Origin of the sequence: Ensifer sp. SSB1, from assembly GCF_016652895.1 — a bacterium.
GTDB lineage: Bacteria > Pseudomonadota > Alphaproteobacteria > Rhizobiales > Rhizobiaceae > Ensifer.
Genome location: NZ_JAEPRP010000141.1, coordinates 1 through 19,794, shown reverse-complemented (window position 1 = coordinate 19,794; position 19,794 = coordinate 1). Strand labels below are relative to the sequence as shown.

Genomic DNA, 19,794 nt, shown 5'->3' with positions numbered 1-19,794 from the left:
AGGAGACGCGCGGCGCTGTAGTGCGACAATGCGAATGTCCCGGCGTCCGGGCTCATCTCGCCACGACGTCGGATATGTCCAAAAACGACGCTGGCGCCGATGCCATATCAGACGTCTTGGCGGTGATGCGCAAGTGCCGGTTGACACTTGGCAAGGGAGCGCCGGAGATCGGGACGGATTGCCCGCAGTATCAGGCTTTTAGGCCGCAGCCAGCCGATGGAAGCGAAGGGATTTCGCCTACCAGATGCGACGCGTCAGGCCGTTCCATACCCAGGTCCAGATCGGTGGGTGAAACCACTGCCGTGACGGACCTGCGACATTGACGGTCTGCAGATTTCCATCGAGCGCATCCGCGACCGCGGCGATCGCGATTTCCGTTGAGGCGGCTGTCTGCAGCAGCGGATAGGTGTGCATCGTATCGTCAGGAGCGGGCTTCTGGCGCGACTGGTAGAGCACGCCGCCGGTATCGACGCCGGCGTCGACCAGATGCACGGTCGCGCCGAAGTTCTCGGTATCGCGGTTGATGAGCGCCCAGTAGCCGCCCATCAGGCCGCGATAGGCCGGGTTGATGCCGGCGTGGAAATTGAGGACGGGGCAGGGCATCGCCGCCAACGTCTCGGCCTTCAGCATGCGGCAGCTGATGAGGAAGACGACAGCGGGCTCCAGTGCGCGGATCTGGCCTATAGCGTCCGCGTCGTTGATCGAGGCGATGGATTTGACCGGGACCGACGGATCGGGTTTCCCCGAGACCTTGTAGGTGGCGAAGATCTCTTGGGCGCGTTTGCGGGTGAAGCGCTTGCCGAAGCGCGAGGCGATCATGGTTGCAAGCTGGCCAAGCGCCGTCATCCAGCCAAGCTTGCGGGCGCGCCGACGCAGGAAGAGGCCTTTCGATTCCGGCTGTTCCTCGACAACCGTTACCTCGGCAAAGCGGCTTGCGAGCGCGTTGATCATGATCCATGGATTTTCGCCGCCCGTCGTCACCACGACGATGCGGCCCGGGCGCTTGCCTGCGGCTTGGTTCTGGCTGGCGATTTCGGTCATGGCGGCCCCGCGGATGAACTGGGCCACAGATATGCGGGCTTGCCCGTTACCGCCGGCTTAACCGGTTCCAATACCACTCGGCAACACCGCCGCCGAGCACGACGAGGGCCACGGACTCGACCAGTGCCACGTCTTCGCTAAGGCCGCAGACAGCGCCGACCAGCAGCGCCAGGAGCATCCCGGCAGCGCACCCGATCGCATAGGGCAGATAATCGAGGAATTTCACTGCTGTCTCCTCCGACAGGCGTGGCGATCGTCTTCAGCTCAAAGCTTCACGGCAGGGGCGCTGCATTTACGACGGTTCGCCGCATGGTTGCCGATGGCTATGGGATCACCTTGACCCCCTTCGTCGCCTTGTCAAGCTGCGCCTGGCGGGAAAGCTCGATTTCGCTGCCGCCGGCAGCGCACCAGACATCCCTGAGCTGCTCGAAATCAGCTCTCCCTGATGCTGGGGCATGTGGCACAGGCCTCTGCCGGATGCGCGAAGCCGGTATTCGCGTGGTTTATGCCCCGCCTATTTCATATAGGCGCGCACAACGTCCACGAGTTCTGCCGCCGCTTCGTCCCGATCCTTCTGTGACAGCTCGGCGGCGGCCAGGTGCATGTGAATATGGTCTTCGACGACTTCCGCCATCAGTCCGTTGACCGCGCCGCGGATGCCGGCGATCACCTGCATGACTTCGGCGCAGCCCTTTTCCTCTTCCAGCATCCGCTCGACCGCCTCCATCTGGCCGCGCAGGCGGCGGACCCGGTTGATGAGTTTTTGCTTCTCGCGGATGGTATGGGTCATCGGATACTCCGGTTTCGGGCGCAGCCGCTATGCGGCCCGTGGTTCCACCTCCACCGTCACATGCGACAAATCGTGGATGGCGGCAAGCTTCTCGCGATAATAGGACGGCGCCCGCGGGTTGTCGGCAACGATCGAGACGATCGCGCCGTGGTGGCCCGGCCCGAGCTGCCAGACGTGGAGATCGACGATCTCGGCATCTTCCTTGGCAACGATCTCGCCGATCTCGTCCGGCAGGTCTTCACCTTCGGGGATGTAGTCGAGCAGGGTTGCGCCGGTGTCGCGGATGAGGCCGAGGGACCAGCGTGCGATAACGAGCGCGCCGACGATGCCCATGGCGGGATCGAGCCATAGCCAGCCATAGATCGCGCCCAGCGCGAGGGCGACGATGGCGAGAACCGAGGTCAGCGCGTCGGCAAGGACGTGCAGATAGGCGGCGCGCAGGTTTCGGTCCTGTCCGCCATGGTGCCCCTGGTGGTGTCCATGATGATGCCCATGGTGGTCGTGGTGATGGTGGCTGTGATCATCCTTCAGCAGCCAGGCACAGACGAGGTTGACGATGAGGCCGGCGACGGCAACGAGGATCGCCTCGCTGAAATCGATCGTGACCGGAGCGCTGAGGCGGCGCAGGCTTTCCCAGCCGATCAACAGCGCGATGAGCGCCAGCACGATGGCGCTGGAGAAGCCCGCGAGATCGCCAAGCTTTCCGGTGCCGAAGGTGAAGCGGCGATTGTTCGAGTGCTTGCGCGCATAGAGATAGGCAAGCGCTGCGATCAGCATCGCGGCTGCATGGGTGGACATGTGCCAGCCATCGGCGACGAGCGCCATCGATCCGAAGACCTGACCGGCGGCGATCTCGACCACCATCATCGTTGCGGTGACCGCGATGACGATCCAGGTGCGCCGCTCGTTGCGCTCGTGATTGCCTCCGAGGAAAACGTGATCGTGGCGCGCCGCGAGCACGCGGCCTTCATCATGCGAATGCCCGTGGTGATCGTGGTGGTGATGATGGTCGTGGTGATGATTGTTCATGCCTGTGACTCCAATATTATATAGGGGGGTACACTATATTGAGATTGGCGTAAAGTACTCGTTTCCACTGGCGTTCGGTAGCTGCCCGCTGTCGGCGGGAAGGGGGCCGGCTGCTTCCGGCGTCGCGATCGGTTCTAGCCGGCTCGGCCGAGGGCGATGGCTGAGCCCGTAAACGGCAGAACGCGCTTGTAGCCCGCCGGCGCCGGCTCGATCTCAGTGGCGGCGGACGTGCCGAACTGGGTGATGCCCGCGCCGATATGGTGCGCCAGATCATGGCGGCGTCCAGAAAAATCGAACGAAGTGCTCGCGATCAGGCGGGCGGAAAACACATTGGTGCCGAACAGCGCTCCTGTCGCCCCGCCGATGGTGTCGGAGACCGTGGCGCCCACGACGAGGCTCGTCCGGCGGAACGTGGCGATGCATTCTCCCTCGGCGAAGGAGGCGGGATCGCCGAAGGTTCCGGCAGGCTTGCGCTGAAGATAGAGCGAAAATTCGCCGACCGGGTCGAGGCTGAGGGACAGGGCACCGTTTGCCGCCGCCTGCGCCTTGAACGGTTTGGCGGCGAAGGTGAAATGGGCGGTGGTTTCGCCCGGTTCGCCGTCAAACATCCGGGCATCCGGCAAGGGCAGATGCAGGAAATAGCCGTAGTCCGCCAAGGTGCCGTCGTTCGCCTCGTAGAAGCGGCCAGTGACATACCAGGCGAGTTCGGCGGGAAGCAGTGCGCTCATGAGGGGCAATCCTGTGGCTAAGGGGGGGCTTGTAGCCAGCAGGTTGTGCAGCGTTCTTTTATGCGCGAGAAGGCCGAACAAGGCGTGCGAGCCGGTAGCAACGCCCATTCGGCCGGCAGAGTAAATGCGCGCTAGCACGGTCGGCGTGTGATGGCTCAACCTGCGACATCGCGCGCCTCCGCCTCACGCGCTTAGCAGCGAGGTCGCCAGATCACCATAGCCGGTGAAGCGGTATTCGTATTCGAGGCCCAGATACTCGGCCGCCTTCTTCGCCTTTTCCTGCAGTGTTTTGTCCTCCTGCTGCGAGAGATAGACCAGCTTGCGGTAGTGGCCGAAATACATGTCCCTCAGTTCGGGATGCCGGTCGAGCCCGAGCGGTTCGATGACGAATGCCTCGAACTGGCGCGCAAGGAAGTCGGTCAGGAAGAAGGCGGTGATGTCATCGTCCCAGCGCTTTGCGAAATCGGCGTTGCCGGCAAAGAAGGAATAACAGTGCGGGCCAGGGATGCGCTCGACCTTTTCCTCCTCGCACAACCGGTCGAGATGCCCGCCGGTGCCGCAATCGGCATAGGCGACGAAGATCCGCTCGAAGCCTTCGGTGCGGGCCTTGGCGATGGCGTCACGAATGCCCGGCGTGATCTTTTCCGGCGTGTTGTGCCAGATGGCGGGCAGACAGTTGAGATCGATATGGTCGAGCCCGTTTGCATCGCAGATCGCCAGGATTTCGCGGGCGATGGCGCCACAACCGATCACGTGAACTTTTTTCGGTTGTGCACGTTCTATTGGCGACGATATTTTTTCCATCTTGATTCCATTTGGCACATAGCGGGAAGGAACCCTGACCATGAAAGTTAAGAGTCTTGCGATCGTCGGCGCCGTCCTGGTCGCCCTCTCAACGCTCACTGCCTGCGGCAACACCATCCGCGGCATCGGGCAAGATACCGCAAACACGGTCAACGCGACACAGGCGGCTGGCAAGAAGGTCGTGCACTCCGTCAACTAACGCTGTCTCGAAGAGCGCCGCTCCACGGAGCATGATCCGTTCAGTGTTTCGTTGAACGATGAGCGGATTCGGTGCAATGCCTCTGACCGAGCAGCGAGCCCGACAGACATAGGAAAGCCGGCCGCGGATTTCACTTCTGCGGCCGGCTTTTTTCATTTCGGATGATCCGAAGCCTTAGCCAGCCGCCAGGCGGTTGTGCTTGCGCTTCATGAAGTCCTTGGCGGTTTCGACGGCGATCGCCGCGTCGCGGCAATAGGCGTCGGCGCCAACGGCCTTGCCGAATTCCTCGTTGAGCGGCGCACCGCCGACGAGGACGACGTAATCGTCGCGCAGGCCCTTTTCCTTCAGCGTGTCGATGACGACCTTCATGTAAGGCATGGTGGTCGTCAAAAGCGCCGACATGCCGAGAATATCCGGCTGCTCGCGCTCGATCGCTTCGAGATAGTTCTCGACCGGGTTGTTGATGCCGAGGTCGACGACGTCGAAGCCTGCACCTTCCATCATCATGCCGACGAGGTTCTTGCCGATGTCGTGAATGTCGCCCTTGACGGTGCCGATCACCATCTTGCCGAGCTTCGGTGCGCCGGTTTCGGCGAGCAGCGGGCGCAGGATGGTCATGCCGGCCTTCATGGCGTTTGCCGACAAAAGCACTTCCGGCACGAACAGGATGCCGTCGCGGAAGTCGATGCCGACGATGCGCATGCCTTCGACCAGCGCCTGGGTCAGGACGTCGTAGGGCGTCCAGCCGCGCTTGAGCAGGATGTGGGTCCCGTCCTCGATTTCCTCCTTCAGGCCGTCATAGAGGTCGTCGTGCATCTGCTGCACGAGTTCTTCGTCGGAAAGGTCCTCGAGAATGATTTCATCGTCTGCCATATTGGGGTTCCTCGGTTCCTGGCACAGTCGCGCGAAATTTTCAGACGCGTCGATCAATCCATAGCGTTCGATCTCTAAAAATCTGTTTTTGAAAGCGACGTCGCATATGACAAAAAGCGACGAGACGGCAGCTTCTTTCGGTGCCTGCATATTCTTAACAAAAACAATATATTCGCGCCACGCGGTTTTTCGCGTCCTGTGGTCGCTTCTCGGTAGTGTTCGAGTTGCGCCACTCCTTGGCGCATTGAGACCCGCAAGGCCCCCGATGCTTGGTAGCATTAGGACCAATTGATGCTTGAAGGCGCAAAAAGTGATGCGCGGGAGAGGAAAAGCGAATGAGCGACGTGACAGATCAGGGTGAAGGCGGCGGCCGCCGCGCGCGTGGTGAGGGGCGGGGAGCGGCGGCGCGGCGTGCGTCGCGCACCGGCGGCGGTCCGGGACCGTCTCTGCCCTACATCCAGCGCAAGATTCGCGAATACGAGGTTCTGGACGAGGAAGGCTTGCAGCTCATCGAGCGCAATGCCGATACGATCCTGGAGGAAATCGGCATCGAGTTCCGTGATGATGCCGAGGCGCTCGAACTCTGGAAGCAGGCCGGCGCCGACGTGCGCGGCCAGCGCGTGCATTTCCCCAAGGGTCTCTGCCGCGAACTCCTGAAGACCGCTCCATCCGAATTCACCTGGCATGCGCGCAACCCGGAACGCAGCGCTCAGGTCGGTGGCAAGGCGACAATCTTCGCCCCGGTTTACGGCCCGCCCTTCGTGCGCGACCTCGAAGGCGTTCGCCGCTACGCGACGATCGAGGATTTCCGCAATTTCGTGAAGCTCGCCTATATGGCGCCGTCGATGCATTCGTCCGGCGGCACGGTCTGTGAGCCGGTCGATATCCCCGTCAACAAGCGTCACCTCGATATGGTCTACAGCCATATCAAGTATTCCGACAAACCCTTCATGGGCTCGGTCACGGCGCCGGAACGGGCGGAAGACACGATCGCCATGGCGAAGATCGTCTTCGGCGACGACTTCGTCGAAAACAACTGCGTCACGCTCAACCTCATCAACGCCAACTCGCCGATGGTCTTCGACGAGACCATGGTGGGGGCGCTCAAGGTCTATGCCCGCCACAACCAGGCCTGCGTGCTTTCGCCGTTCATCCTGTCGGGCGCCATGAGCCCGGTGACGGTGGCCGGCACGCTCACGCAGATTCTCGCCGAAGTTCTCGCCGGTGCCTCGTTCACCCAGCTTATCCGCAAGGGCGCGCCGGTGCTGTTCGGCACCTTTGCCGCCTCAATCTCGATGCAGTCGGGCGCGCCGACCTTCGGCACGCCGGAGCCGTCGCTGGTCTCCTACGGTGCTGCCCAGCTCGCACGTCGCCTCAAGCTGCCCTTCCGTACCGGTGGTTCGCTCTGCGGCTCCAAGGTTCCGGACGCGCAGGCCGCCCACGAATCGGCCAATACGCTCAACATGACGCTCCTGGCCGGCACCAACTTCGTGCTGCATGCGGCCGGCTGGCTCGAAGGCGGTCTGATCTCGTCCTACGAGAAGTTCATGATCGACCAGGACCAGCTCGGCATGATGCAGAAGATGGCCGAAGGCGTCGACCTCTCGGAAAACGCCCAGGCGCTCGACGCGATCCGCGAAGTCGGTCCCGGCAGCCACTATCTTGGTTGCGCCCATACCCAGGCGAACTTCCAGACCGCGTTCTACCGTTCGCCGCTCGCCGACAACAATTCCTTCGAGCAGTGGGAAGTGGAAGGCGAAAAGCGCATCGAGCAGCGCGCCAATGCGCTCTGCCGCAGCTGGCTGGAACACTATGAGGCGCCTTACCTCGATCCCGAAATCGACGAAAAGCTGAAGGCGTTCATCGCCAGCCGCAAGGACTCCATGCCGGACGCTTTCACCTGAAAGGGTCCCGAGCGAGCCAGGGAGCAAGGCGGCGCGGCGCAGGTGGCCGATATGATCCAGAAAGAGGTCTGGCGCCCGCATTACGAACATCAGGGGCCGAAACCGAAATGACGGTACCCTCCGCGACAGCGGACAAGATTATCGAGACGGTCCGTGCGGCACTTCAGCCGCACGGACTTTTTTTGCGCGGAACGGTGAATTTCTCGTCGGCTGAGGCCGCTCCGCTTTTGGCCGACGGCCGGCGTGCCGCAAGCGTGGTGCTGATCGGCAATATCGGCGGCTCGCTCTGGCGACCCTTCAGCCGCTGGCGGGATGGATTGCCGGATCGTGGCGGTGCCGATCCGCTCGACACCTGGTCAAAGGCGGTGATCCAGCCGATCGCCGCTGCCTGCGATGCCACCGCCTATTTCCCATCCGATCCGCCCTGGCAGCCCTTTCAGCAATGGGCGATGCGGGCGGAGGGCCTGGGGGCGTCGCCACTGGGCATCCTCATCCATCCGCGCTACGGGCTCTGGCATGGCTATCGCGGTGCGCTGGCTTTTGACAGGCCACTTCCGGAGACCGGCGAGCGCGCGGCGGGGCACCCTTGCGACCGCTGCACGGCCAAGCCCTGCATCGCCGCCTGTCCGGGCAGCGCACTCACTGACGAGCGTTTCGATGTCGGCCTCTGTCGTGGCCATCTCCGCGGCGAAGCGGGCAGGGCAGGTTGCCTCTCGTCCGGCTGTCTTTCGCGCAATGCCTGTCCCGTCGGTGCTGGCTATCGTTACCCCGAAGGACAGCTCCGCTTCCACATGGCGGCACTCAGCCTCTAGTGCGATGGTCTCAAGTGAGATGCTCTATGCTCAAAGTGCTGGAGCGGGACGACGTGCCCTCGGTCTTCCGCTCTCGTCGTACTAACCCACGAGAATCGATCACCTTTATGATTGGCGATCGCCAGCCCCAAGATCATGGTGGTTTCAGCAATCCGGTTCGTTGCGCCGCTCGCAAAGATGGTGGAAATCTCCAAAATGACTAAAATTGGAGATGTCTTGGAAAGATAATATTATCGAATTTACACCGATCTGGACGGCGTGGCGTTGGAGTCCATCGTATGAGAGGCAGCCCAGTCGTATCCGTGAGTAACTATCCTCCGCACCTGTCGCGCGAGGACGTAGAAGCGCAGATCTCTCGTCTCGACAGCATTCACGCCGCAAACAGCCAGATCCTCGAGGAAGCCTTCAAGCGCTTGCTGGCGATTGGCGCCGGCCATGCCGCCGTCATTGCCGCCTGCATCACCGGCTTTGATGCGCTGGTGGACCGTTCGGTGCTTTCCGGTGGTTTCCTTCCCGATGCGATCGACATCTTGAGGAAGTTCGCGCTGACCGTCAGCGCTCTTGGCCTGTTTCTCACTTTCCTGGCGATCGGCAACAATTTCAGCGAGGTGCAGAAGGAAGCCAAGCGCCACGCGGTGAAACTCGCGACAACGCTGAGAGAAAAGCGCCTGCTGCTGTCACTGTCGCAGGACGTGCTCAATCGCGATCCCAAATCCTATGTGCTCGCAGGCGTCGGCGGCTTTGCCTGCCTTTGCGTGATCTTCGGGCTGGCGGCCGTGGCCGGATGTTATGGGTTGGTTATCGCTCTGGGGATGATTGCGGGCGGTTAGCGGCAAGCGCGAGATGCCGCAGCGGCCCTGCGCCAGAACCGCCGCAATCTCGGGCATGCTTGGCGTCTGATTCGATTGGACCTTTCGCCATGCCGCTATTTCCAAAACCCTTTCTCGTCGGTGCCGTTCTTTCGGCCGGTCTTGCCGGGCCCGCGTTCGGCGCCTGCCGCGATGTCAGCCATCTCGGCCAGGACTATGTCGCCTGCAGCTTTGATCCCGCGACGAGCGATATCCGCCTCTACAACAAGGACCAGGCGGGCGTGCCCTTCCGCTCTTTCCGGGCGCTGTCGCTCGAACTGCGCCATCGCGACGAGTATATGAGCTTCGCCATGAACGGCGGCATGTATCACGACGATCTGTCGCCGGTCGGCTTGCATGTCGAGGAGGGGCGCGAGCAGGCGCCGCTCAACACCAATACCGGCTGGGGCAATTTTCATCTGCTGCCGAACGGGGTGTTCTATGTCGATAGCGGCAAGGCGGGGGTGATGGCGGCGGATGCCTATCGCGATGCCAAGCTGACGCCGCGGTTTGCCACGCAATCCGGGCCGATGCTGGTCATCGACGGCAAGCTGCATCCGCGCTTCCTGCCCGACAGCACCAGTTACAAGACCCGCAACGGCGTCGGCGTGACGCGCGAAGGCGAGGTGGTTTTCGTCGTCTCGAAGCGTCCTGTGCGCTTCCACGATTTCGCGACGTTGTTTCGCGATACTTTGGATTGCCCCAACGCGCTCTTCCTCGACGGTACGATCTCCAGCGTCTATGCGCCTGACATCAACCGTCACGACCGGCTGTTTCCGATGGGACCGATCATCGCTGTCGTCGGAAAATTTGCACGCTGACTTCCTTGGGCGCGGGATGCGGCCGCATTCTTTGTCATCCCGCCAAAAAAATCTTCCCTTCCACCCAAGGAATGGTTTGCCTGCAACGTCTAAGGTGCAAATGAGGTGAGGGCGGGCACGGATTTGGACGCTGAACTCGTCGAAAAGGCGGTAGGGGGAGACCGGCAGGCTTTTGGCCAGCTGGTCGAGCGACACTATGATTTTGTCCTTGGCGTCGCCTGGCGGTGGTCGGGCAATGTCTCGGACGCGGAGGACATCGCCCAGGATGTCTGCCTGCGGCTGGGGGCAGCCATTCGCGGCTTTCGCGGTACCAGCCGGTTTCGCACCTGGCTTTATACGCTGACGCTGAACGCCGCGCGCGACCATAGGCGGCGGCAGGTACGCGATAACAGTCGCATGCAGGCCTATGCCAGCGAGCAGTCGACGGCAGCACGCCTTGAGGATCCCGACGAGGAACAGCGCGAGGCGCTCTGGGCCGCAGTCCGGGAGCTGCCGGAAAAGCAGTGCGATGCGGTGCTGCTCGTTTATGCGGAAGGCTTGAGCCATGCGGCCGCGGCCGACGTGCTCGGCTGTTCGGAGGCAACGATTTCCTGGCATGTGCACGAAGCGCGCAAGCGCCTGAAGACATTGCTCGGCAAGGAGGCAGTGTGACCATGAGCGACGATTTCGAAAAGCTTGGCCGGATCAATCCGCCGAAGGCTTCGCCGGAAGCGCGCGCCCGGGCGCTTGCCTTGGCCATGCAGGCCTTCGACGAGGCCGAAGAAAATTCGAATGCCACCCAAGGATCGACCCAGCCTGTTCGTCAAAGCTCCATCTTCAACCGGATATGGAGCCCTATCATGAACCGGAAACTGCTTGCAGGATCGGCACTTGCCACACTCCTGGTCGTGCCCGCCGCCGCCTTCCTGACGTTCGAACTCACGCGCGACGGTGCGCCCTTCGGCGAGCATGCGCAGGAGATCGCGCTGAAGGATCAGCCGAAGCGGGAGGCGGAACCGCAGGCGGCCGCGAAGAAAGCGGCTGCAGACGCGTTTGCGCGCCAGCGGGAGGAAAAAACCGCGGCGGCGCCGGCTGCCATACAGGCCGAGCGCGAAGCTGCGGCGTCCGCGGAAGCTGATGCGGTTGCCAACCGCATGGCGAGCGACAGCGCCGCACCGCTTTCTGCCGTCGGTGCCGTGCAGCCGCAGATGACCTACCTGCCGGCACCCACGGTTCAGGAGGACCTGGTCGCCGCACCCCAGGAAAACCGCGAGCGCTTCGGCAAGGCCGAGAGCAATCCGGTGAAGAGCGCTGCGACCGACCCGGTCTCGACCTTCTCGATCGATGTCGACACGGCATCCTACGCCTTCGTTCGCCGCTCGCTGATGGAAGGGCAGATGCCGGAGCGCGACTCCGTGCGGGTCGAGGAGATGGTCAACTACTTCCCCTATGACTGGCCGCGGCCGGAAAGCGCCGGCGCGCCGTTCAAGGCGACGGTGACGCTGACGCCGACGCCCTGGAACGGCGGCACGCGGCTGATGCATGTGGCGATCAAGGGTTATGACGTCGTGCCGGCGGAAGCGCCGAAGGCAAACCTCGTCTTCCTGATCGACGTTTCCGGCTCAATGGACGAGCCCGACAAGCTGCCGCTCCTGAAGGGCGCCTTCCGGCTGCTGGTTGAGAAGTTGAAGCCGGAGGATACGGTCTCGATCGTCACCTATGCCGGCGATGCCGGTACAGTGCTGGAGCCGACCGCGGTCAAGGACAAGGCAAAGATCCTCGCCGCGATCGACACGCTTCAGCCGGGTGGCTCGACTGCCGGTGCCGAAGGCATCGATGCGGCTTACGCGCTTGCCGAGAAGGCTTTCGTCAAGGGCGGGGTCAACCGCATCATGCTGGCGACGGATGGCGACTTCAATGTCGGGCCGTCGAGCGACGAGGACCTGAAGCGGCTGATCGAGGACAAACGCAAGAGCGGCATCTTCCTGTCGGTGCTCGGATTCGGCCGCGGCAATTACAGCGATGCGCTGATGCAGACGATCGCCCAGAACGGCAACGGCACGGCCGCCTATATCGATACGCTGGCCGAGGCGCAGAAGACGCTGGTGGAGGAGGCGGGTTCCTCGCTGTTTCCGATTGCCAAGGACGTCAAGCTGCAGGTGGAATTCAACCCGGCCGCGATCGCCGAATACCGGCTGATCGGCTACGAGACCCGCGCCCTGAAGCGTGAGGACTTCAACAACGACAAGGTGGACGCCGGCGACATCGGCTCCGGCCACAGCGTGACGGCGATCTACGAGGTGACGCCGAAGGGCAGCCCGGCGGTGCTGAACGATGACCTGCGCTATGCGACGGCAGAGAAGCCGGCGGCTGAAGCAACAGGAAACAGCGGCGAACTCGCCTTCCTGAAGATCCGCTACAAGAAGCCGGATGGAGACAAGAGTGAGCTGATCACCACGCCGGTGACCGAGGCGAATGCCGTACCGGCGCTCGCCGACGCCTCCGAGGACGTCCGCTTCTCCGTCGCGGTTGCCGCCTTCGGACAGAAGCTTTCGGCTGTCTCAGCACTCGCCGACTATTCCTATGACTCGGTGATCGATCTCGCCGCTGCAGCCAAGGGCGCCGATCCGTTCGGTTATCGCGCCGAGTTCGTCAATCTGGTGCGGCTGGCGAAGGGCCTGGGCGGTTCTGGGAAGTGAGTAACGCGCTCATCCATGCGGTGAGGGTAGTTGCCCCTCATTCGCCTGCCGGCACCTTCTCCCCGCAGGCGGGGAGAAGGAAGCAAGCGGCGACACCTTCGTCCAGGCTGTGATTGTTCAATAGAAACATTGAGGTTTGCGCCGGAGGAACGCTGCGGTTTGAACTGAGGGTGCGCCCAGCGGCTCTCTCCCCACCTGCGGGGAGAGATGTCCGGCAGGACAGTGAGGGGCGTCGGGCGCGAGCGTTGCGCCACGCTCGTGCCGGCGCGTGGTGAAGAGGGGATGGTCGTTGTCGCGCCGCCTTTCGACCCGAACGCTCAAGCCTTCGGAAAAGCGCGGTCCAGGCCGCCGGATTTCGAGAGACCTGCCTTGAACGCCTGGTAGGCGGCATGCTGGCTGGAGCGGCCGGCTTCCATCAGGCGCATCTGCAGGCGGGCCGGAGCTTCGCTGCCGAGCCACTGGCCGAGCTTTTCCAGCCGCAGCGAGTTGAGGAACTTGGCCTCGGAGCCAAGGTCGAGGTGGCGGTAGAGGCCATCCATCAGCCGCTCGTCCTGCTCCGGATTTTCCATCAGCAGACGCAGGAAGGACTGGTCGGCCTCGCCGAAGGCGCCGAACTTTTCGGCGACGGTGTCGCGGTCGGGAAAGGAGGCTGGGCCGGCGTTCATGTAAGTCTCCCGTCTGCGTTTGCGACCGCGCCGCGCGTTCAACGAGACGCACATGGGTCGCGGTAGCACCTTGAATTGCTGCATGTTTTCGTCCCGTGACCGGGTACGAACAGGTGCGCAACGAATCTTCCTGTCATCGGGGATAGGCCAGCCGCCATCGGTGCGCAAGCGGCAGCGCATATGCCACTATTCAACATTTTGTCCAATATTGACAATAAGTCTATATTGGACAATAAGCGGCGCATGACCATTGCACCCGCCTTCGCCTCCATCCTCGCCACGCATGCGCCCACGGCCGCTGCGATCAGCGCTTTGCTTTACCCACATGGGGAAGTGGTGCTGCATGATCTCAAGGTCGGCACGATCGCGGGGCTCTGGAACTGTTTTTCCGGCCGCGCCGTCGGCGAAGATTCGCTGATCGAGGAGGAGTTCGCGGCCCTCGGCAGCGCCGAGGCGGTGCTCGGCCCCTACGAGAAGACCGGCGCGGACGGTCGGCGCTTCAAGTCGATATCGGCGGTGTTACGCGACGGAGCGGGCGAAGCGGTCGGCCTCCTCTGCATCAATCTGGACATGTCGATGATCGACCAGGCGGTGAAGCTGCTTTCTGCCTTCGCAGGCGCCGAGCAGCCAAAGCCGCAGGCGCTGTTTTCGCGCGACTGGCGCGAGGAGATCAACGCGACGCTGCATGGCTGGCTGAAGGAGCGGGGGCTGGCGCTTGCGGCCCTGAAGCGCGGCGATCGCGTGGCATTGGTCGCAGCCCTCGACGAACGCGGGCTGTTCCAGACGCGCAACGCCGTCGATCACCTCGCAGGCCTCATCGGCGCCTCGCGCGCCTCGATCTACAATTACCTCGCTGCCGCCCGCGGCGAGGCGCCCTGACTGAAACACGCATAAGCCGGACGGATACCGCTTTGCGCGTCTCCGGACTTGCCAGCCCCATAACCGTTCGCGTGCGCCTCAGCCGCGAGAGGAGGACTTTCATGACGACCTTGCCCGATTTCCGGCTCGAAACCCATTTCTCCCGCTGGGAGTTCAGCGCCCGCCACCATATGACCGCGAGCGACAGCCAGACGACAAGCATGCGCGACCTTCTGGCGCTTGCCGACGACGAGGATCGCACCGCCTGGGACAACATCGCGCTCGGTTATACCGAGACCTATGGTGCACCGGCGCTGCGGGCGGCGATCGCCGCCACCTATGAGGGGCTTTCGGCTGCTGACATCCTTTGCTTTGCCGGCGCGGAAGAGGGGCTCTATTGCGCCATGCTGGCGCTGCTCGGGCCGGACGACCACGCGATCGTGACGGTGCCGAACTACCAGTCGATGGAGACCCTGCCGGTGACGATCGCCGGATCCGTGACCGGCGTGCCCCTTCGCCCCGAGAACAACTGGCGGCTCGATATCGCCGACGTGCGCGCGGCCTTGCGCCCCAACACGAAGCTGATCTGCGTCAACTTCCCCAACAATCCGACCGGTGCGATCGCCGACCAGGAAACCTTCGCGGCGCTTGCCAAGCTCTGCGAAGAGCGCGGGATCCATCTCTTCAGCGACGAGGTCTATCGCGGGCTGGAGCGTGACGCCTCGCTGCGCCTGCCGCAGGCGGCAGAACTGTTCGAGCGCGGCATCTCGCTCAACGTCATGTCCAAGGCCTACGGACTTCCCGGCCTCAGGATCGGCTGGATCGCCTGCCGCGACCATGCCCTGCTCGAGCGCATGGAGAAGATGAAGCACTACCTGTCGATCTGCAATTCTCGGCCGTCGGAAGTGCTGGCGACGATCGCGCTCAAGGGGCGTGCCGTTATCCTTGATCGCAACCGGGCGCTGGTTTCAGCCAATCTCGAAAAGCTCGGCGCTTTCTTTGCGGAATTCCCGCACCTCTATGAGTGGCGGGCGCCGGATGGCGGCTGCGTCGGCTTTGCCCGCTACCTGGGTGCCGACGGCGTCGAGAACCATTGCCGGCGGCTGGTAGAAGAGGCTGGCGTTCTGCTTTTGCCATCGAGCCTCTTCGTGTCCGATCTGCTGCCGGTCGCGACCGATCGCTTCCGCGTCGGTTTCGGTCGCAGGGATATCGAGATCGGGCTCGAAGCCTGGCGCAGGCATCTGACCGGGGCCGCTACCCCCACCTGAGACACTTTCAACGCCGACCGATGTTGGGCGTGGTCACATTTGGTCTCGCTTCGCTTGAAGCCGTCGGATCACGGTCGTCACGGCAGGACGGGCCCCGATGCCTCGGTATGGCCCGTTTGCTGCCCGGAAATTGCACAGGTGTGGATATAGACAGGCGGTACGTGGCCCGAACGGTAAGGCCGTGTTAACGGAACCGCCCCGCCTTTCGAGTATTTCCCCACTGATGCATTACAGACCCGAAATTGATGGACTGCGCGCGCTAGCCGTGGTCCCAGTTCTCCTGTTCCATGCCGGTTTCGGCGTCATGACCGGCGGGTTTGCCGGTGTCGACGTCTTCTTCGTCATCAGCGGTTTTCTGATCACCTCGATCATTCATCGCGAAATCCGCGATGGCAGCTTCAGCATCATCAGTTTCTACGAGCGGCGCGCGCGTCGGCTGGCGCCCGCGCTCCTGTTGGTCTGCGCCGTCTCGATCCCCTTTGCCGTCATGTGGATGCTGCCGGAGGAGCTCAACAATTTCGGCAAGAGCCTCTATGCGGTGAACTTCTTCGCCTCGAACTTCCTGTTCTGGGATCAGACGGGATATTTCGAGCCGAGCACAGACCTGATGCCGCTGCTGCACACCTGGTCGCTGGCGGTCGAAGAGCAGTTCTATCTGATCTTTCCACTGCTCCTCCTGGGGCTGCGCCGTACATCTGCGGCCACCGCCCTGAAGGTGGTTCTGGCGCTCGTCGCCTTGAGCTTCGCCATGACGCAGCTTCTGGCCCGCGTCGACCCGGCGGCGAATTTCTACCTTCTGCCGAGCCGCTTCTGGGAACTTGGCATCGGTGCGGCCCTTACGCTTGCGGGCGCCGATCGGGTCGATCTGCCAAGAGGCCGCCGCGAACTGTTCTCGTGGCTCGGCCTTGCGGCAATCATCGCGAGCTATCTATTCGTGCCGGAATCGGCCTTCTATCCCGGCTGGTCGACGGTGCCCGTGGTGCTCGGTACGGCGCTCATCCTTGCCTTTGCCCGCCGCGACACCACAGTCGGCCGGCTGCTGTCGCTGAAGCCGCTCGTCGCAATCGGCCTCATCAGCTACAGCCTCTACCTCTGGCACCAACCGGTCTTCGCCTTCGCGCGGCTGAGGGCGATCGACGATATCCCGGCCGAGGGTTACGCGCTGCTGATCGCGCTCTGCTTCGCGCTTGCCTATCTCAGCTGGCGCTTTGTCGAGCAGCCCTTCCGCAAGCCCGCGCGCATCGGCCGCGGCGCCGTGTTCGGCGCGACGTTCGCCGCCGGATCGGCGGCGATCGCGTTCGGCTTCGGCTTCGATGGTTCGGACGGACTGGTTTCCCGTAACCGCGAGCTCGCGCAGCTGACGCAGCCGAGCGTGGGGCTCGGCAAGAAGTGCGATGCGGTTGCCGATCTCACCTGCGCCACGAGCCGGAAGCCGGAAGTCGCGGTCTGGGGCGATTCCTTTGCCCGCCATCTCGTCGATGGCGTCATCGCCTCCAAGCCGGATGTGCGGCTGGTGCAGCTTGCCAAGAACAATTGCGGCCCGTTGCTGAACCTGGCGCCCGTCGTTCCCCGGCTCGGTCGCAACTGGCCGCAGGATTGCGCGCGCTACAATGACGACGTTCGCCGCTTTCTGCTCGCCAACCGGTCGATCCGCTACGTCATTCTCTCCTCGCAGCTCAGCCAGTACCTGCGGCCGGAGACGGTGCTGGTCGATGGCCGCAAGGAAATGCCGTCGGAAATCAACCGTCTCAGCGATGGCCTGCGCACGACACTCGCCTGGCTGGAGGCCAACGGCTTCGAGGCCGTCTTCGTGGCACCGACGCCGCATGATGGTCGCGATACGGGGCTCTGCGTTGCCAGGGCGCGGCTCCTCGGCGAGCCGGACCAGCGCTGCGAGCCGGCGCTGAAGGACGTGCACAAGTATGATCAGGACGTCTTGAAGGTGGTCGCCGATATCGCCGACGAATACCCGGTCGTGAGCTTCATGAACTATCTGTGCGATGCCGATAGCTGCAAGGTCGAGGACAAGGGCGTCTCGCTCTTCGAGGACTTCGGGCATTTCTCCGCGCAAGGGTCCCGCCAGATGGGACGCGCCTTCGACTTCTACCGGGCCTTCACCGAGGCGGCGGAGCGCGACATCCTCTCATGGCGTGAGACCGGCCGCCTGCCGCTCTTCGGCAGTGCCGATCTCTAGCGGCGTAGGCCGTCGACCCATCCAGAAAAGCAAACGCCCCGGATCAAATGTACCGGGGCGTTCGTCTGTGGTTTGCCTTGTCGTGCGGATCAGGCGCGGCGGCTGCGGCGCTCGCGGGCAGGTGCCGCGGCCGTTTCGTTTGCGGTCTTGTTGCGCAAGGGGCCGATCTTCTCGATGATCAGGTCCAGCGTCGGGCGTTCGCGGCGCACGTGCTCGTCGAGTGCCACGCGCATGGCGGCGAGATGGCCGCAGGTGGTGCCGCAGCAACCGCCGATGATCCTGGCGCCGGCATCGGCTGCAAGGCGCACATACTCGGCCATCAGCGGCGGCGTGCCGGAATAGTGGATCTCGGAGCCGCGGAATTCCGGAATACCGCAATTGCCCTTGACGATGACGGTCGCGTCGGGTGCGGCCTCAGTCATGTCAAGCAGCGAGGAGAGAATGTCCGAAGCGCCGACGCCGCAATTGGCGCCAACGGCCACCGGGCCGTCGCCTAGGTCGCTGGCAACGCCGTGGATATCCTTGGGGTGCAGGCCCATCATCGTCTTGCCGGCAGTATCGAAGGAGCCGGTATAGACGTAAGGCAGGCCCACCTTGGCGGCGGCTTCCGCGGCAGCGCGGATTTCGTCCGGCGAAGACATGGTCTCGATCCAGGCGACTTCGGCGCCGCCGGCCTTCAGGCCTTCGATCTGCTCGACGAAGGCGGCAACCGCATCTTCGTAGGAGAGCGCGCCCAGCGGGATCAGCAGCTCGCCGGTCGGGCCGACGGAGCCGGCGGTGATGACCTTGCGCGGTGCCTTGTCGGCGACAGCGCGGGCGATCTCGGCGGCGCGCTTGTTGAGTTCGTGCACGCGATCCTGGGCGTAGTGCAGTTTCAGGCGGTGGCGGGTGCCGCCGAAGGTGTTGGTGAGGATGATGTCGGCGCCGGCGTCGACGAAATCCTGGTGCAGCTTGGTGATGTTCTCCGGCTTCGTCTCGTTCCAGAGCTCAGGCGCTTCGCCGGCCTCCAGGCCCATGGCGAAGAGCGAGGTTCCGGTGGCGCCATCGGCGAGAAGCACGCCTTTTTCGGCGAGCAGAGCGGAAAGGGCATTGGATGCTGCGGTCATCGGTTTTTCCCGGCTAGAATGGATTGCAACAAGATATAAAGATATCTTTATGTCTTGGCAAGCGTTCAGCGATGGGAGGCTGACGGTTCGGCGCGCATGCTCATGCGGCCGGCGAGCCCGAGGCCGAAGACTGCGAGCGCCGTCAGCAGCCACATCGGGTCGGCGCGGTTGAGGAAGAAGCTCTCGAGCATGGCGTTATAGGTCATGAGGATCACCACCATGACGCAGAAGTCGGCGAAGATGCGCGCCTGCGGGCGGCGATAGGCCCGCGCATAGTCGAAGAGCGGTTTGACGAAGAGCAAAGCGGTCATGAGGATGCCGCCGGGCAGGCCGAACATCAGCACCGCGTCGAGATAGCTGTTATGACCGGTGACGATGCCGCGCACGTCCCAGCTCGCCTCGAAATTCGCTTCCATGCCCATGATGACGGGCGAGAGCCAGAAACTCGCATAGCCCTGGCCGAACCAGGGGCGCTCGGCGATGCTGGCGCTTGCGAATTTCCAGATGTCGTCGCGACCGGTGAAGGTCGCGTCGTCGATCAGCGCCTTGGTGATCGAAAGCAGCGTGTCGGAATAGATGGTGCCGAGCGTCAGGCCGAAGACCAGCACTGACATGGCGAGGTGGGCGAGGATCATCAGCCCGGGGCTGCGCACCGCGCGACCGGCAAAGACGAGGCCGATCGCGATCGGCAGGAAGCCGATCGTCGTCTTCGAGCCGGTGTGCAGCACGAAATTGGCCGCAAGCAGCGTGATTGCCCAGCCGCGAAGCGGCGCGCCGGCGCGCAGGCAATAGATGCCGAACATGCAGAGGATGGAGAAGACCGGCGCCGAGACGTTCTTGTGCAGCAGGTGGCCGCGCCAGAAGCCGGCATGCCAGGGCTCGTCGCCGAAGGCCGAATGGATGGCACGATCCGGCGCCACGAAGAGTGCCGCATAGTCGATCAGGATCAGGAGCAGGATGGCGTTGGCGCCGGCATTGACGAAATCGCGCTCGCTGCGCGGCAGCACCAGCACACCCGCCACCATGATCATGGCGATCAGGCTCAGCGTCAGGCCGCGGGCGGAGGCCGCCGGATCATAGGATTGCAGACAGGAGAGATAGGCGATGGCGAAGATCGCGATCCAGCTTGGCGAGACGAGCCGCGCCAGGATACGCCTGTCGACCGTGAGCAGCATG

20 protein-coding genes are annotated in these 19,794 nt (G+C 63.3%); 10 read left to right on the top strand and 10 right to left on the bottom strand.

Going from position 1 to position 19,794, the window contains the following annotated elements; translation table 11 throughout:
- Nucleotides 1–237 precede the first annotated feature (237 nt).
- From I8N66_RS27590 to I8N66_RS27565, 6 genes are all read right to left on the bottom strand, one after another.
- Nucleotides 238–1,041, bottom strand: a complete 804-nt coding sequence (locus I8N66_RS27590; RefSeq protein WP_291160699.1) for a formyl transferase — start codon at nt 1,039–1,041, stop codon at nt 238–240.
- 46 nt (nt 1,042–1,087) lie between these two features.
- A complete protein-coding gene (locus I8N66_RS27585; RefSeq protein ID WP_291160696.1) occupies nt 1,088–1,267 on the bottom strand; it encodes a hypothetical protein in 180 nt (59 codons plus the stop codon).
- Nucleotides 1,268–1,555: 288 nt separating this feature from the next.
- Nucleotides 1,556–1,831, bottom strand: coding sequence for a metal/formaldehyde-sensitive transcriptional repressor (locus I8N66_RS27580; protein WP_113539306.1), 276 nt, complete (start codon nt 1,829–1,831; stop codon nt 1,556–1,558).
- A 27-nt stretch (nt 1,832–1,858) separates the two neighbouring features.
- A complete protein-coding gene (gene dmeF, locus I8N66_RS27575; RefSeq protein WP_291160693.1) occupies nt 1,859–2,860 on the bottom strand; it encodes a CDF family Co(II)/Ni(II) efflux transporter DmeF in 1,002 nt (333 codons plus the stop codon).
- 134 nt (nt 2,861–2,994) lie between these two features.
- The gene (locus I8N66_RS27570; protein WP_291160690.1) at nt 2,995–3,588 is read right to left on the bottom strand and encodes a hypothetical protein; all 594 of its coding nucleotides are present in this window, start codon (nt 3,586–3,588) and stop codon (nt 2,995–2,997) included.
- 183 nt (nt 3,589–3,771) lie between these two features.
- Nucleotides 3,772–4,392, bottom strand: coding sequence for a DUF1638 domain-containing protein (locus I8N66_RS27565; RefSeq protein ID WP_291160688.1), 621 nt, complete (start codon nt 4,390–4,392; stop codon nt 3,772–3,774).
- 40 nt (nt 4,393–4,432) lie between these two features.
- Here I8N66_RS27565 and I8N66_RS27560 point away from each other — a divergent pair, with 40 nt between their 5' ends.
- Nucleotides 4,433–4,591 (top strand): entericidin, encoded by a 159-nt coding sequence (locus I8N66_RS27560; RefSeq protein ID WP_113539309.1) that lies wholly within the window; start codon nt 4,433–4,435, stop codon nt 4,589–4,591.
- Between the two features lie 174 nt (nt 4,592–4,765).
- Here the strand turns inward: I8N66_RS27560 and I8N66_RS27555 are convergent, their stop codons facing one another.
- Entirely contained in the window at nt 4,766–5,464 is a 699-nt protein-coding gene (locus I8N66_RS27555) for a B12-binding domain-containing protein (RefSeq protein ID WP_057254147.1), read from the bottom strand.
- 335 nt (nt 5,465–5,799) lie between these two features.
- Here I8N66_RS27555 and I8N66_RS27550 point away from each other — a divergent pair, with 335 nt between their 5' ends.
- The 6 genes from I8N66_RS27550 (at nt 5,800) to I8N66_RS27525 (ending at nt 12,527) form a co-directional block, all read left to right on the top strand.
- A complete protein-coding gene (locus tag I8N66_RS27550) occupies nt 5,800–7,368 on the top strand; it encodes a trimethylamine methyltransferase family protein (RefSeq protein ID WP_113539310.1) in 1,569 nt (522 codons plus the stop codon).
- Nucleotides 7,369–7,475: 107 nt separating this feature from the next.
- Nucleotides 7,476–8,180, top strand: coding sequence for a 4Fe-4S dicluster domain-containing protein (locus I8N66_RS27545; protein WP_113539311.1), 705 nt, complete (start codon nt 7,476–7,478; stop codon nt 8,178–8,180).
- Nucleotides 8,181–8,458: 278 nt separating this feature from the next.
- The gene (locus I8N66_RS27540) at nt 8,459–9,010 is read left to right on the top strand and encodes a hypothetical protein (protein WP_291160676.1); all 552 of its coding nucleotides are present in this window, start codon (nt 8,459–8,461) and stop codon (nt 9,008–9,010) included.
- A gap of 89 nt (nt 9,011–9,099) precedes the next feature.
- Nucleotides 9,100–9,849, top strand: coding sequence for a phosphodiester glycosidase family protein (locus I8N66_RS27535; RefSeq protein WP_113539313.1), 750 nt, complete (start codon nt 9,100–9,102; stop codon nt 9,847–9,849).
- A 123-nt stretch (nt 9,850–9,972) separates the two neighbouring features.
- Nucleotides 9,973–10,500, top strand: a complete 528-nt coding sequence (locus I8N66_RS27530) for an RNA polymerase sigma factor (protein ID WP_113539314.1) — start codon at nt 9,973–9,975, stop codon at nt 10,498–10,500.
- Nucleotides 10,497–12,527 carry a VWA domain-containing protein gene (locus tag I8N66_RS27525; RefSeq protein ID WP_291160669.1) on the top strand — a complete coding sequence of 677 codons (2,031 nt, stop codon included), beginning with the start codon at nt 10,497–10,499 and terminating at the stop codon, nt 12,525–12,527. The genes I8N66_RS27530 and I8N66_RS27525 overlap by 4 nt, the downstream gene beginning before the upstream one ends.
- Before the next feature lie 317 nt (nt 12,528–12,844).
- Here the strand turns inward: I8N66_RS27525 and I8N66_RS27520 are convergent, their stop codons facing one another.
- Entirely contained in the window at nt 12,845–13,192 is a 348-nt protein-coding gene (locus tag I8N66_RS27520) for a hypothetical protein (protein ID WP_291160665.1), read from the bottom strand.
- Nucleotides 13,193–13,435: 243 nt separating this feature from the next.
- On the opposite strand from I8N66_RS27520, the gene I8N66_RS27515 reads away from it, so the two are divergent.
- The 3 genes from I8N66_RS27515 to I8N66_RS27505 all read left to right on the top strand — a co-directional run bounded on the left by I8N66_RS27515 (nt 13,436) and on the right by I8N66_RS27505 (nt 17,512).
- Nucleotides 13,436–14,071, top strand: coding sequence for a PAS domain-containing protein (locus tag I8N66_RS27515; RefSeq protein ID WP_291160662.1), 636 nt, complete (start codon nt 13,436–13,438; stop codon nt 14,069–14,071).
- Nucleotides 14,072–14,172: 101 nt separating this feature from the next.
- Entirely contained in the window at nt 14,173–15,318 is a 1,146-nt protein-coding gene (locus I8N66_RS27510; protein ID WP_291160659.1) for a pyridoxal phosphate-dependent aminotransferase, read from the top strand.
- 223 nt (nt 15,319–15,541) lie between these two features.
- On the top strand, nt 15,542–17,512 hold the full coding sequence (locus tag I8N66_RS27505) for an acyltransferase family protein (protein ID WP_291160656.1): 1,971 nt from the start codon (nt 15,542–15,544) through the stop codon (nt 17,510–17,512).
- 89 nt (nt 17,513–17,601) lie between these two features.
- On the opposite strand, the gene bmt is transcribed toward I8N66_RS27505, so the two are convergent.
- Nucleotides 17,602–18,618, bottom strand: coding sequence for a betaine--homocysteine S-methyltransferase (gene bmt, locus I8N66_RS27500; protein ID WP_113539319.1), 1,017 nt, complete (start codon nt 18,616–18,618; stop codon nt 17,602–17,604).
- A gap of 65 nt (nt 18,619–18,683) precedes the next feature.
- Nucleotides 18,684–19,794 (bottom strand): O-antigen ligase (locus I8N66_RS27495; protein WP_291160651.1); only part of this gene is annotated, 1,111 nt, incomplete at its 5' end.

Excerpts from the sequence above, each read along its gene's own strand:
- I8N66_RS27590 (WP_291160699.1), bottom strand. The coding sequence starts at position 1,041 with ATGACCGAAATCGCCAGCCAGAACCAAGCCGCAGGCAAGCGCCCGGGC.
- I8N66_RS27580 (WP_113539306.1), bottom strand. The coding sequence starts at position 1,831 with ATGACCCATACCATCCGCGAGAAGCAAAAACTCATCAACCGGGTCCGC.
- dmeF (WP_291160693.1), bottom strand. The coding sequence starts at position 2,860 with ATGAACAATCATCACCACGACCATCATCACCACCACGATCACCACGGG.
- I8N66_RS27570 (WP_291160690.1), bottom strand. The coding sequence starts at position 3,588 with ATGAGCGCACTGCTTCCCGCCGAACTCGCCTGGTATGTCACTGGCCGC.
- I8N66_RS27565 (WP_291160688.1), bottom strand. The coding sequence starts at position 4,392 with ATGGAAAAAATATCGTCGCCAATAGAACGTGCACAACCGAAAAAAGTT.
- I8N66_RS27560 (WP_113539309.1), top strand. The coding sequence starts at position 4,433 with ATGAAAGTTAAGAGTCTTGCGATCGTCGGCGCCGTCCTGGTCGCCCTC.
- I8N66_RS27555 (WP_057254147.1), bottom strand. The coding sequence starts at position 5,464 with ATGGCAGACGATGAAATCATTCTCGAGGACCTTTCCGACGAAGAACTC.
- I8N66_RS27550 (WP_113539310.1), top strand. The coding sequence starts at position 5,800 with ATGAGCGACGTGACAGATCAGGGTGAAGGCGGCGGCCGCCGCGCGCGT.
- I8N66_RS27545 (WP_113539311.1), top strand. The coding sequence starts at position 7,476 with ATGACGGTACCCTCCGCGACAGCGGACAAGATTATCGAGACGGTCCGT.
- I8N66_RS27540 (WP_291160676.1), top strand. The coding sequence starts at position 8,459 with ATGAGAGGCAGCCCAGTCGTATCCGTGAGTAACTATCCTCCGCACCTG.
- I8N66_RS27535 (WP_113539313.1), top strand. The coding sequence starts at position 9,100 with ATGCCGCTATTTCCAAAACCCTTTCTCGTCGGTGCCGTTCTTTCGGCC.
- I8N66_RS27520 (WP_291160665.1), bottom strand. The coding sequence starts at position 13,192 with ATGAACGCCGGCCCAGCCTCCTTTCCCGACCGCGACACCGTCGCCGAA.
- I8N66_RS27515 (WP_291160662.1), top strand. The coding sequence starts at position 13,436 with ATGACCATTGCACCCGCCTTCGCCTCCATCCTCGCCACGCATGCGCCC.
- I8N66_RS27510 (WP_291160659.1), top strand. The coding sequence starts at position 14,173 with ATGACGACCTTGCCCGATTTCCGGCTCGAAACCCATTTCTCCCGCTGG.
- I8N66_RS27505 (WP_291160656.1), top strand. The coding sequence starts at position 15,542 with ATGCATTACAGACCCGAAATTGATGGACTGCGCGCGCTAGCCGTGGTC.
- bmt (WP_113539319.1), bottom strand. The coding sequence starts at position 18,618 with ATGACCGCAGCATCCAATGCCCTTTCCGCTCTGCTCGCCGAAAAAGGC.